Origin of the sequence: Candidatus Seribacter sulfatis, assembly GCF_964187635.1 — a bacterium.
GTDB lineage: Bacteria > Verrucomicrobiota > Verrucomicrobiia > Opitutales > Seribacteraceae > Seribacter > Seribacter sulfatis.
Window position 1 is genome coordinate 1 of record NZ_CAXLMO010000036.1, and the last position, 13,578, is coordinate 13,578.

Sequence of the window (13,578 nt, forward strand, 5' to 3'; positions counted from 1 at the left end):
TTAGGGTATCAGGATGTGGGTTGCTATGGTGGTCCGGTTCAAACTCCGGCGATTGATCAGTTGGCCAAGGACGGGGTCCGGTTCACTGATTTTTATTCCGGTTGTGCGGTCTGTTCCCCTTCCCGGGCCACTCTTTTGACGGGTAGGCATCACATCAGAACAGGTGTGTACAGTTGGATTTCGGATGAAGGTCAAAATTCTCACTTGCTTCTTCGTGAGCGTACGATTGCAGAAATTTTGAAAGATCGTGGGTATTCCACTGCCCATATTGGAAAATGGCATTTGGGATTACCGACCAAGAACCGGTCCAAACCCACCCCCAGTCATCATGGCTTTGATTACTGGTTCACCACTTGGAATAATGCCTCGCCCAGTCATAAGAACCCGAATAATTTCATTCGGAATGGAGAGGCGGTCGGTCCGTTGGAGGGGTATTCCTGTCAGTTGGTGGCGGATGAGGCGATTGATTGGTTGGATAATCACCGGCATCCCAAGGCTCCTTTCTTTTTGAATATTTGGTTTCATGAACCACATGCTCCGATTGCGGCACCTGATAAGATTGTTTCCACTTATGGTGAACTCAAAGACAAGACCGCCATTTACTCCGGTACAATTGATAATACCGACCGTGCGATCAGTCGGGTGGTGGAAAAATTAAAGACCATGGGCGTCCGCGAAAATACACTGATTATTTATGCATCGGATAATGGGAGCTACCGGGATGACCGGACCGGGAATTTGAGGGGAAGAAAGGGTTCAAATTGGGATGGAGGAATTCGCGTACCCGGTATTTTCTCCTGGCCGGAGGTAATCAGGAAAAATAGGGCGGTGAAAGAACCAGCGGGGTTGGTTGATGTACTCCCGACCCTGTGTGGCTTATTACATTTGGAGGTGCCCCAAGATCGTGCGATTGATGGTTCTGATTTATCGCCCTTGCTAAAGGGCGAAATCAATAGATTTCAACGTCATCAACCAATGTTCTGGCATTTGCAAAAGTCCCGTCCAATGGTGGCGATGCGGGATGGTGATTTCTCCTTGGTGGCCAATCCGGATTATGAAATCTCTCAATCCAATATGTTTCAGGAATCCTGGATACCAAGGGTGAAGAATGGAGGATATAAGGATTTTCAACTTTTTGACCTGAACAAAGATCCGGGCCAAACTCAAAATATTGCTTCTGATAATCCTGAGTTACTTAAAAAGTTGAAAGCGAAGTTATTGAAGATTAATCAAAGTATTATGGCGGACGGGGTGGATTGGCACTTACAATAATTTTATTTGGAGATGAAATTGTCAGGATGCTTGGAGATATGAGACTTGGGAAGATAGTCATTTTATTATTGTTTACTTTGATATCCGGAGTGTTGTCCAAAGAAGTTTCTTTGAATGAGGAAGCAAGTGAGCGACGCTTTTCTGCCCGTCAAGTGTTCGACTACAACCAACCGATCCTTTTCGAAAGTGACTTCGGTGGACAGGGTTTTAATAAATGGAAGCTTTCGGAGGATGACCGTTATGGCTTGGCTCAGGCAAATCCGGATCGCTTGAGGATAGTGGATGCGCCGGGAATGGTCGGCGGGATTCAGGCCGTCCGATTCTTCGTTCCTCGGAAACCTAATTCCTTTCGGACCGAGATTTCATTGCCCAGTGAAAAGGGATTCAATGAAAGGTGGTACGGCATCCTGTCCTATGTTCCCCAGAATTGGAAGGTCGATCCCAATGAAGCGTCTGACATCCTCATTCAATGGCACGCCATACCAGGTAACTGGCGTTCGACCTATCCCAATCTCTCTATTCGTATCAACAATTCGAATTGGCAAGTAGGTCAGAACTTTGGTTCCCCACAAAAGAATCCGGAAAGAAAGATCCATAATTTGGATACACCGTTGGAGCTTGGGGAATGGGTCGCTTGGATCATTCATGCCAACTGGTCACCGGGGAAGGATGGTCTCTTGCGTATTTGGAAAGAGGGAGAGCAAGTTTTGGATAAAAGGGGAGCCAATGTCTATGGTACGATCGGTAAGGAATATACGCCTTACTTGAAGACCGGTATTTATCACCCTGAATGGAACCTGAATTCGGATGCCCGCAAGAAACGCTACGAAGCTGAAATTCCGGGCATTTCCAAAAAAGAAACTTATGTTTGCAAAGTAATTGTCGGAGGTGAAAATGCAACCTACGAGATGATCGCTTCACGCCTTGCGTTCAAAAAAGATGAACATAGTGAAGCAAATTCTTTGAGCGAAAAGCCAAAGGCCATAAGGGATGGCTTGAAGCCCTGGAGTTTTGTCAGTATACCCGATTTTCTTAATTTCGATATCGAGTATCCCCAGAAAGGTTGGGAAGACGCTCTTGGGTTTATTGTGGGTTCAATGAAGAAAGAAAACCCTGCTTTTGCGATGGTGGCGGGTGATCTGGTGATGGGGCACTGGGGAACGCAAAAACAAGACATTGATAAATGGGCGGAGAAGTATTATCCGGGCTGGGTACAACGGTTTAAGGAGCACGGGCTTAAAGTATATGCAGCCTTGGGTGATCACGAGATCCGGGATAATCCATGGCGGGGAACTGCTGCGGATGCGGTTCCCTTTTACAAGGATGCCTTTCGTCGGTACCTCAAGATGCCTCCCAATGGACCTGACCATATGAAAGGTACCGCTTTTTATTGGCTTCATCAGAATGTGCTCTTCGTTTCGGTCGATGTGTTTGAGGAGGGACAGAGCAAACAGGGGGAGATTGCAGCGGGGGTTACGGGTAAACAATTGGAATGGTTTGAACGCGTGGTTCGGAAATACCGGCCGAAGGTTGATCATATTGTGGTCATGGGGCACACCCCCATCCTTCGCCCGGTGAGAACTTTTAGTTCATCCGGTATGTTGACTGTGAAGGGGAGAGATTCCGATTTTTGGAAGACAATGGTTCAATATGGCGTTGATCTCTATCTTTGCGGAGAAGTCCATGCCGTGACTTGCACGCAAAAAGATGGAATCCAGCAAGTAGCTCACGGAGGTTTAATCGGTCGTACCACCAAGCCGAATTACATGGTCGTCACTGTACATGATGATAAGCTTGAGTTGAATCTCAAAGAGATTGACCTCATTAACGGTACGGGCAGACTCTGGCAAAAGGATAAAAGTAAAGGGCCCTGGGATACCATTACCATAACCAAGGAAAGGAAAAAGCGAGGTTTTACTTCAATTGGAAAGGTTACCATAAACAAGCAAGAGGATGGAAAGAGGTTTGATGCACCCACTGGTTTCTTCCTTGAAAAAGATAATCCTTAATCGTTTTTATTCTTCTTGCCGGGCGATTAAATTGAAGATGCATTTGATTTCATGATGATAAAAATAACCAACAATTGTAGTTCTGCTCAAATGAGACTGCTTCTACTCCCGCTCTTAATTTGTCTATTTTGGGTCATTGGGTGTGGGGAGACTGAAGCAGATATTTCATCCCCAAAGACTCATACCTCTGGCGAACTAACTTTCAATTATCCAAAAAACTGGAAAATTACCCAAGATTCCGTAATGCCAGGAATTCAGAATCTTTTTGTTGAGACACCAGGGGATGCACTTGTGATTTTACAGTCATACCCAAGGGGTGTTGCGGATGATCTTGCGACTTTCGCCAAGAGTTTTTCTGCGAGTGCATCTGCTGAAATGCCACTAGGGGAGGTGACTCATTCCAGATTTAGGGATATTCTTAAGGACGGAGGGGATGAACGGATTATTGAAGACTTTGAGATTAGCGTTTTGGGGGAATCTATCCCACATCAGCGTATTTTCGAATCTCAAGATGTTGCAGAGAGAAAAGTTTTCCTTATTTTTCAGGTAGCAACTGAGGACTTAACCAAGGTGGAAGATGGCTTCGACTTAATAAGTACTTCACTGTATGGGCAAAAATTGTAGAGTAAGCTGAGGAGCAGGTATTTGTCGTTTGCGATTTGGGTCAAAAACCTCCCGCGCTTAACTTTTGCTTTACGAAAAATTTGTACAATACGGATAGAACGAAATCACGCCTTTTATATTAAACAAAATTCAGTTTTATCATCGCTAGTGAAATATGAGTAAATTTAGTTCAAATGAGTTGTATTTCCATAATACCTGATTTAGTATGATGAGTATGAAATTCCAAACAATTTTACTATTACTTTCCACTTTATTGATATCTTCACAGTTCATGATTGCGAATGAAGACAAAGAGGAGGCTCGTCCTGAAGTAAGATTGGCCGCGGCGAAAAAAACTCTTTTGAGTTCATCTAACATATCACTTGTCTACGTAAAAGGCTTGGTTTGTCCGTCCTGTGCCATCGGAGTTCGTAAAAATCTCTCGAAGATGAAAGGTGTGGATAAAAAAAGGTTTAAAGATGGTATTGATATGAACCCGGAAACTCAACTAGTATCAATTGCCCTCAAGGACGGTGCTAAATTGAACAGCAAAGATTTGATTGAACGAGTAGAGGATGCCGGATATGTCGCTGTTGAAGAATACAGATTACATGAAAGTCATTTGGATGCCCTTCAATTTAAGCGGGATGCCACAATTGAAGTGGTTCATCATACCCACAAATAAACACAATTATCTTGCCTAAGAGTTTTTTTTTATTGGGAAGCATTTTAGCATGCTTCATCTCTAACTTAAAGGTTAGGGCGGATGACCCAATAATGAATATGATGCCCCGCTGGTCAGGTGGGTGGGGATATCAAGTCCATTATGAATACATAAATAAGACTGATTTACTGATGGGTAGCAATAAATTATACCCTGGGTTTTCTGAAGAGATCAATGTAATGCACCTAGAGGGAGTGTATACCTGGAAAAAAGAAATTCGTATAACTGCCAAGTTGCCCTATGTGTTGGATGCAGAACGCGAAATGCCGGACGGTCTGGGTGGAAAGATTATCCAAAAAGACAGCGGATGGGGCGACCTAAACCTCGCTTTGCCCCTGAAGAAATATTTTAATTTGGATGGCAGGAGTGGCTCATCCACTTTTAAGCCCATGGTACGCATTCCTCTTGCCGAAAAAGATGAATACGATTTTTACTATAAGGAATTTGGTGTGGGACTTGGGTTTGGTCACGAGTTTGAGACCGCAAATTACTACTTTGGAATTGGGACTGCTGGGTGGATCTTTGACGGTAATCGTCCGGCTGAATTACATTCCTCGCTAGATGTCGGTTATAATTTCGAGACTAAAAGTTCCAACGGTTCAATTTTTTGGGAAACGGATTTTCATTTTGAAGATGATGAATCTAAGACCCTTTCTTCTGGGCCAGCATTTTATTTCAACCATAATGATACCATCCATTCGAGAATCGAATGGAAGCATGACTTCATCGACCATCAGGGAGTTTTAGACCATGGCAACGGCAACCATTTTAAAGTCGGGATTGGATGGGTGTTTTAGCTTTTGGTACGGTATTATTTATTTTAGGAACTTCGATTCAAACTTAGGTATATCAAATAATTTATACATGATTTAGTTGTATGTTTATCCCGGAAAATATTTGATATAAATAAATCTTAAAGCCGCCGCTTATCGAAAGTAAAGTGTCTCTTTTAATACGAATATTACCCTAATTTTACAGAATTAGTTATCTGTATATATTCAACTTGCAAGCAGATTAAAGGAAGTCTTTGATACAGAATATGCATGATAAAAGTAACTAATAATATAAGTTATGCGGATAGAACTCGATCTGACCCGGCACAGCTTAAGCGGTCTTTGTATCGCCCTTGAGTTGCGCGCCGCACGCAAGAACGTCAGCGTCTCAACCAAATTTCTCGAGTTTTGCAGAAATTACCAATTGCTCCCGACGTTTAGGCGAACGGGCTGCAACGCACTTACACGAAGACAAGCGAAGTCCCAAACCCGACGGAGACCACAATGATTCGATATTGGTGCATGATTGTCATCGCGAGTTTTGCCTTCACGGCAGTCGCGGACACTAGCTCGATGTTTCTTGACGAAACCTCCATCCGCGACCATCACCGAATGGAAGACTTCTACGGGCTGGAGGAAGGGAAGACCTACGACATGTCCTTCCGCTTCAAGAAGGAGGGCGGTAGTCATCCCAAAGGCGGACATTTGGGCGTGATGTTGCAGGTGACCTCGCAAAAGACGAAAAAGGGGAGCAAGCAATTTATTCTCAGGGACGTTGGTGCGGACGTGCCAGCTGACGGAGGTTGGCATACCGTGAGAGCTTCTTTCACTGTGGCTGCGCCGACAGGCCATACCCTTCGCAAGGGGCGCTATGGGGCGGTGCAGGCATCGCTGATCGTCTATAACAAGACGCATGGCGGCGTCGTTTCGATTTCGGATCTGGCGGGTGTGCCCAAGCATGAGACGTATGCGCACCTAGGTCGAAAGGACCCTTCGCTGCCGCAGGTGTTGCTAGTTGGCGATTCTACGATGATGCATACCTACCCGGCAATGGTAGAGACGTTCTCGGGCAAAGCCGCGATTCATTATATCCCCGTGAATTCCGGCCATTCACGTGGAGCCGTGCAGCGCATCCGGCGTTGGCTGGGCGATAAAAAGTGGGACCTGATCTACTTCAACAGCGGGATCCACGATCTGACACGTCAAGACGCGTCCGGAAAGAAGGGCAACGAGCACCCAAATCGGGTCGAGCTGTCCGAGTACGCGGCCAATTTGCAGCAGATCGTCGAGGTCTTGAAAGGGACGGGCGCTAAGGTGCTGTGGCGTAGCATTACGCCACTCGCCTCAGACGTTCCTGGCCGCATGCAAAGCGACGAACTCCGCTACAATGCGACAGCCGCTCAGGTCATGAAGAAGAATAGTGTTGCAGTGCACGACGTAAGCAACACCTATCGGCAACAGTTGACGGCGCTACTTAGTGACGGCGTCCACTTCAACAAAGACGGCAATAAGTTGCTGGCCAACGCGCTCCGGGAGGAGTTGTCACGCCGCAACTGGTAGGAAAATGCTTTTTCCCGGATGATGTGTCACGATGTCTAGTAGCCTAATCTGAAAACGAGCGCATAACAATGCGATGCACCGAAGTCACAGGATTCCGCTCCGCTCCATCCCGCGCCTCGGTGATCTTGGGTCGTTAGGCAGAAAAGAGATAGAAATAAATTATGAACAAGAAATTAATAGCACCCATACTCACAATATTAGTAGGATTAGCTTGGTTATTGAATACGCTGAATATCATACCAAGTGTAGATTGGGTTTGGTCTATCGGTTTAGCCGCCGCCGGGATTCTTAGTATAGCGGTCGGAGGCTTCAACAAGGTATCAGTCGTGACAGGTCCATTTCTTATTGTGGCCTCTGTTTTCTCAGTATTGAGGCAAACAGGACGTATTAGTGTAGATCATGAGATTCCCATTTTAGTCATAGTCTTAGGAATTCTGATGCTTATATCACAGCTTTCCAGACTTCCTGTCCCCGATTTGTTTAAAGACGAGAATCACGAATAGCCTAACCAGTCGCTGGTGGTGACACGGCTAATACGTTAACTTTTGGTAGTGTCGGGCAGCATCGATATCGAGATCGGTATGCATGAATTGACCGCAGTTCGGGTCAAGGCATTGCCGGTAAGATATTTGTTGCATGTAAAGTGCTTTTTCGTTCAGGCTGAAGTTCATGAATAGTCACATTATTTTATACCTCTTTCTTTCTTTTTTTATCGCGGACATAACTCTTGCAGATAAGAAAAATTCATCTGATTTTGAGTTCAAAATTGCTTTTGGATCATGTGGTAAGCAAACCCATCCACTTCCCATATTTCATGAAGTCATCAAACAAAATCCCAACTTATTTATTTTCTTAGGGGATAATATTTACGGTGATACTCATGATATGGATATCCTCAATAAAAAATACCAGCAATTAGGGACTAAGGAATCTTATCAGCACTTAATTCAAAACACCGAGGTGTTGGCGACCTGGGATGATCATGATTACGGTCAAAACGATGCCGGTAAGCATTATCCGCACAAAGCGGAATCCAAGGAAATCTTTTTGGAATTTTTTAAGGAACCTAAAAATTCAGAGAGGTATACACACAAGGGGATTTATCATTCAGTTTATAAGAAAGCAGGAAATAAAATCATACAGATCATTCTTCTGGATAATCGTACCTTCAGGGATAACTTGGTGCGATTTCCGAAAGGGCAAAAGATCCCAGGTCGTTTTTTTTACCGACCCGATTACCTCCCTCATACGGACGAATCCAAAGCATTTCTTGGTGAAGAACAATGGTCCTGGCTCGAAGGTGAGCTTAAGAAAAAGGCGGATTTGCGAATTATTGCGTCAGGATCCCAATTTTCTCATGAATATAATGGATATGAATCCTGGACTAATTTTCCACATGAACAGGAGCGCCTTATTCAATTAATCAAGAAAACCAAAGCGAACCATTTACTTTTTATCAGTGGAGATGTTCACTATGCTGAAGTATCCAAATTTGAGCATCCTGATTGCTATCCGATTTATGATGTCACCTCGAGTGGACTTTCCAGTACCTGGAGGTTTGCGACTCCCAATAAGAATCGAATGGAGGGCCCCATTATGGAAAACCATTTTGGATTATTGACTGTAAATTTTGAGCATGAGGATCCGTTCGTATTAGCTGAGGTATGGGATATTCGGGGTAATCAGCGCGTGGAATTTTCTATTCCGTTGAGTGAGATAAGCTTTCAGTAAGAACGGTTGCTGTTCTATAAAATATATTCATAGATGAAGAATTTTCATTGAGGATGAAAATTCAAACAGGTACTGATTAAATCCCTTTAGGGCTTTTATTATGAAAAACTTAATTCAATTACTTATTTTCCTTTGTGCCGGATGCTTTTGGACATCCGCAAAAAAATCAAAACCAAATGTTTTGTTTCTGATGTCAGACGATCTCAATACGGCATTGAGTGGATTTGGGCATCCGCAATGCAAAACACCGGAACTCGACAAGCTGGCTAGTCGGGGCATGCGCTTCGAGAATATGCATTGCCAATACCCTGTTTGTGGTGCATCGCGTGCTTCGTTGATGTCGGGACTATATCCTTACACGAATGGAACTCTGGGCAATGCGGGTACCCTGCGAGGAAATATGCCGGATGTGGTCACCATGTCACAAATGTTTAGAAAAAATGGTTACCGGGTTGGCCGAGTCAGTAAGATTTATCATATGGGCATTCCTCCTGAGATCATTGCCGGTACTGCCACGCGAGACGACCCGCACTCCTGGGATGAGGCCGTCAATATCAAGGCACCTGAACAGCACGCTCCGGGGGTGAGCACGCATTGGTCTCCCAAAGACAAGGGTTCGCAGACTTTTGAAGGAGTCGAGGCGGAGGGTGATGACTTGGTGCATGCCGACGGACTAGCAGCAGAAGCGGCGATCAAGTTTCTAAACAAGCATCATGAAAAACCTTTCTTTCTTGCGGTGGGCTTTGTTCGTCCGCATGTCCCACTGGTAGCTCCTAAAAAATATTTTAAGCTTTACGACCGCAAGGCGATGAAGGCACCGGTGGTTCCTGCGAATGACCTTGAGGATGTGCCCAAGATCATCCGGGGATACAAAGCGAATGGCGGTTATGGCGTGACTCCGGAACTCCACAAGGGGTTATTGCAGGCTTACTACGCAAGCATTTCATACATGGATGCTCAAGTTGGTAAAGTCATTCGTGCACTTGAACAGCTAGGGCACATGAAGGATACCATCATTGTCTTTAGCAGCGATCATGGCTACCTGCTTGGTGAGCATCACAAGTTTCAAAAACAGCATTTATTTGAAGAATCGACCCGTGTGCCTTTCATTCTCTCGGTTCCATGGATGAAGGATACCCACGGGAACCAGACCAAGAAGATTACCGAACTGGTTGATCTCTATCCCACGCTCGCTGAACTTGCCGGTCTGACTCCCCCAAGTGTACTTCAGGGCCAGAGTCTGGTGGCACTTCTTGATGATCCGGTCGCCAAGGCATGGAAGAAGGATATGGCTTTCACCATCAGCCGCAGTGGCGGCGAATCCATTCGCACCCACGATTGGCGTTACACCCATTGGGGTTATGGGGACAAGGGACAAGAACTGTATGACTTAAAGAAGGATCCTGGTGAGTTTACCAACCTTGCCGATGATCCCAATTATTCTGCTTCTATGAAAAAGCTGAAGAAGCAGCTCCTGTCTAAACGAATCGAAGCAGGCTACTCAGTCGAACGGTTTGGTAAAAAGAAGAAGTGAACACCCAGCACTTTACATTTTAAATTATGAAAAAATCATATCTCCTCTTCTCTCTTGTCGCCTTTCAAATCTTGGCCTTAGCTGCCAAATCCAAACCAAATGTTTTACTTGTCTCCATTGATGACTTGAATGACTGGGTAGGTTGTATGGGTGGACACCCCCAAGCTAAAACTCCAAATATCGACCGAGTGGCCAAGATGGGAACCCTGTTTAATAATGCTCATTGCCAATCCCCTGTTTGTAATCCTTCAAGGGCAAGTATGATGACTGGGCGCTACCCGCATACTAGTGGGGTGTATTTTTTAAGTCCTGATCTTGAGGAAGCCCCGGTTCTTAAAAACCTAAAAACTATGCCTGAAGTTTTCGCTGATCATGGGTATAAAACCATGGCAGCAGGAAAAATCTATCATACCCGTGATCATCGTTTTTTTCAGAGTTACAAGCCGACTGGTGGATTTGGGCCTCGCCCCAAGAAAAAGATTTCCCAACCACATGGACATCCGTTATGGGACTGGGGGATTTTCCCGGATGATGACAATTTGATGCCTGATATGAAATGTGCCAAATGGGCAGTCGATCAATTGAGTCAGAAACATGATAAACCCTTTTTTATGGGCGTTGGTTTTTATCGTCCGCATGTTCCCATGTTTGCCACAAAGAAGTGGTTTGATATGCACCCGAAAGATAAAATTAAACTCCCCGCTGTACCTGGTGATGACCTTAAAGACCTCAGTCAGTATGCGATTGATCTGACGAATTTAGAGCATGTTTCCCCAACTCATGAATGGGTGACCGGGGCGGGGCAGTGGGAGCATGCCGTTCAATCCTATCTTGCTTCGGTAACTTTTGCTGACCATTGCCTTGGGCTTGTGCTCGATGCCCTCGAGAAAAGTGAATACGCAGACAACACAATCATTGCCTTGTTTTCTGATCATGGGTTCCATCTCGGAGAAAAGGAACGCTGGGCGAAGCGTTCCCTCTGGGAGGACGGAACCCGGGTGCCTGTGGTTGTGGCAGCACCAGGGCATAAGGCTGCCCAAAAGACGAATCGTCCTGCTGAACTTTTGGATATTTTCCCCACCTTGCTTGAACTGGCCGGTTTGCCAAAAGATGAAACTCAGGAAGGACAGAGCCTGGTTCCTCTGATGAAAAAACCTCAGCGAGAATGGAATCATCCCGCGATTACAAGTTTTGGGCTGGGTAATTATTCGGTACGGTCTACCAACTATCGTTTTATCCAGTACTTTGACGGTTCCCGTGAGCTCTACAATCTGAGAGATGATCCTCATGAATGGAACAATCTAATCGATAATCCTAAGATGAAAAAAGTTATCCAGGAACATGCATCCTTTATTCCGCAAAAACAACATCCCATTCTTCCCGGGAAATCCACTGGGCATAAGGCTTATGCCGCAGCGAATGGAAAGCTAAATAAATAGACAATCGAATCATGGATTCTCTTTTCAGAATACATGCAACCATTGTTAGTCTTTTATTTGTTCATCTTGTTGTAAGTGCTGATACGCCAAGCATGATCTTTTTAATGACGGATGATCAGGGTTGGGGGGATGTTGGATACAATGGCCATCCCAAGATTAAGACCCCACATCTTGACGACATGGCAAGGTCTGGTCTTCGCTTCGATCGCTTCTATGCCGGTGCGTCCGTTTGCAGTCCAACTCGAGCTTCATGTATGACAGGTCGCTGCAATTGGCGTGTAAGCATCAATGATCCATCGCGGGCAGATGAGGAGCATTTACCGCAGGAAGAAATTACCTTACCTGAGGCTTTAAAGGAAAAAGGCTATGCAACCGGACACTTTGGCAAGTGGCACTTGGGTGGTTTCGATGAAAAAATGGCGAAAGGACCGGTCCATGTGATGCCGCCATGGAAAGCAGGTTTTGAAGAATGTTTTTCAACCTTCAATGTTTTAGTAACCCACGACCCCTATGCCAAAATCGGCAAGCACGGCATCGAGGGTTTGTATTGGCACAACGGGCGTAACATCCCGTTCGAGGAGGGGCAAAAGGATCCTACCCTGCGTGGTGACGACGCGGCCATCGTGATGAACAAGGCGATTCCTTTCATCCGTGAGCAGGCCGAGGCAAAGAAACCCTTCCTTGCCGTGATTTGGTTCCACAATGTGCATACCCCTCTGGGCAAGAACCCCGAACTGATGAAGCAATACGCGGACTGTTCGGTCAAGGAGCAGATCTACTACAGCAATATCACCGCGGTGGACACCCAAGTGGGAGCCTTGCGCAAGGCCCTCCGCGAGCTCGGCATAGCAGACAACACCATGGTCTGGTTCACCAGTGACAACGGCCCCAACCTGAAGGAAAAGAAGGAGGTGATTTATGCTGAAGCTCAGAATGGAAAATTTAATTATACGCCACTTGGATCCACAGGAGCCTACCGTGGTTGGAAGCGCTTTCTTTATGAGGGAGGTATTCTTATGCCGGGCATCCTCGAGTGGCCCGCCCGGATCAAGAAGCCATTCTCCACCGACCTGCCCGCGGTGACCAGTGACTATTTTCCCACCGCTCTCGCCGCAGCAGGTATTCCTCTACCGGATGATCGGGAATATGATGGCATCAATCTGTTACCCTTAATTGATGGAAAGATGAAAAAACGAAAGGGGATCGGTTTTCATTGCAGGGGGATGGATGCCTGGATTGAGAAGAAATATAAAATCATTCGCATTTCCAGTAAAAAGGAACAGAAAAATCCATGGGAACTCTACGATCTTTTGAAAGATCCTTTTGAAGAGAATAATGTAGCCAAGAAATTTCCAGGTGTGGTGGAAAGAATGAATCAGGAATTTACGGATTGGGCGACCTCCGTACAGGCAGATGAAAAAAAGGTGTTAGAAAAATATCATTCATCCAAAACTAAAACGAAAAAATCAAAATGATGATTAAAATTTATTCAATTCTTCTATGCATCTTTTTAATCCTTCGAGTAAGCGCTGAAAAAAAGCCCAATTTTCTTTTCATCATCGTGGACGATCAGTCCCCGTTGGATCTTAAGATATACAATCCGCGGTCCATTCTCGATACCCCCAATATTGATCGTCTGGCCAAGCAGGGAATGGTCCTGGATGGTGCCTATCATATGGGAGCCTGGGTGGGAGGAGTCTGTACCCCTTCCCGTCATATGGTGATGTCGGGCCGTACGGTTTGGCATGTTCCGGATAAACCGGGTCGTATTATGAATCCTCATGTGACCGATCCCAAGAGAGTGCCTCCTGATTTGGCAGAATATAGTTTACCGGCCGTTTTTAATCGTGCCGGTTATGACACCATGCGCACCTGTAAGAATGGAAACAGTTACGAGGCCGCCAACAAACTTTTCACTGTTCGTCACGACGGT

At 45.5% G+C, this 13,578-nt stretch carries 11 protein-coding genes; all 11 read left to right on the forward strand.

Annotated elements, in window-relative coordinates; all coding sequences use genetic code 11:
• On the forward strand, positions 1 to 1,272 hold a 1,272-nt coding region (locus ACKPQ5_RS04005; protein ID WP_407677807.1), incomplete at its 5' end, for a sulfatase family protein.
• Entirely contained in the window at positions 1,257 to 3,281 is a 2,025-nt protein-coding gene (locus ACKPQ5_RS04010; protein ID WP_407677808.1) for a heparin lyase I family protein, read from the forward strand. The genes ACKPQ5_RS04005 and ACKPQ5_RS04010, both read left to right, overlap by 16 nt.
• A gap of 90 nt (positions 3,282 to 3,371) precedes the next feature.
• Positions 3,372 to 3,905 (forward strand): hypothetical protein, encoded by a 534-nt coding sequence (locus ACKPQ5_RS04015; protein ID WP_407677809.1) that lies wholly within the window; start codon positions 3,372 to 3,374, stop codon positions 3,903 to 3,905.
• A 214-nt stretch (positions 3,906 to 4,119) separates the two neighbouring features.
• Entirely contained in the window at positions 4,120 to 4,569 is a 450-nt protein-coding gene (locus ACKPQ5_RS04020; RefSeq protein ID WP_407677810.1) for a heavy-metal-associated domain-containing protein, read from the forward strand.
• Positions 4,570 to 4,661: 92 nt separating this feature from the next.
• Entirely contained in the window at positions 4,662 to 5,405 is a 744-nt protein-coding gene (locus ACKPQ5_RS04025) for a hypothetical protein (protein WP_407677811.1), read from the forward strand.
• A gap of 480 nt (positions 5,406 to 5,885) precedes the next feature.
• The gene (locus ACKPQ5_RS04030; RefSeq protein ID WP_407677812.1) at positions 5,886 to 6,941 is read left to right on the forward strand and encodes an SGNH/GDSL hydrolase family protein; all 1,056 of its coding nucleotides are present in this window, start codon (positions 5,886 to 5,888) and stop codon (positions 6,939 to 6,941) included.
• Between the two features lie 669 nt (positions 6,942 to 7,610).
• Positions 7,611 to 8,672: an alkaline phosphatase D family protein gene (locus ACKPQ5_RS04035; RefSeq protein WP_407677813.1), complete on the forward strand. Its 1,062-nt coding sequence runs from the start codon at positions 7,611 to 7,613 to the stop codon at positions 8,670 to 8,672.
• 100 nt (positions 8,673 to 8,772) lie between these two features.
• Entirely contained in the window at positions 8,773 to 10,206 is a 1,434-nt protein-coding gene (locus ACKPQ5_RS04040) for a sulfatase (protein ID WP_407677814.1), read from the forward strand.
• Between the two features lie 26 nt (positions 10,207 to 10,232).
• Positions 10,233 to 11,645, forward strand: a complete 1,413-nt coding sequence (locus ACKPQ5_RS04045; RefSeq protein WP_407677815.1) for a sulfatase — start codon at positions 10,233 to 10,235, stop codon at positions 11,643 to 11,645.
• 11 nt (positions 11,646 to 11,656) lie between these two features.
• A complete protein-coding gene (locus ACKPQ5_RS04050) occupies positions 11,657 to 13,120 on the forward strand; it encodes a sulfatase family protein (protein WP_407677816.1) in 1,464 nt (487 codons plus the stop codon).
• Positions 13,117 to 13,578 (forward strand): sulfatase-like hydrolase/transferase (locus tag ACKPQ5_RS04055; protein WP_407677817.1); only part of this gene is annotated, 462 nt, incomplete at its 3' end. The genes ACKPQ5_RS04050 and ACKPQ5_RS04055, both read left to right, overlap by 4 nt.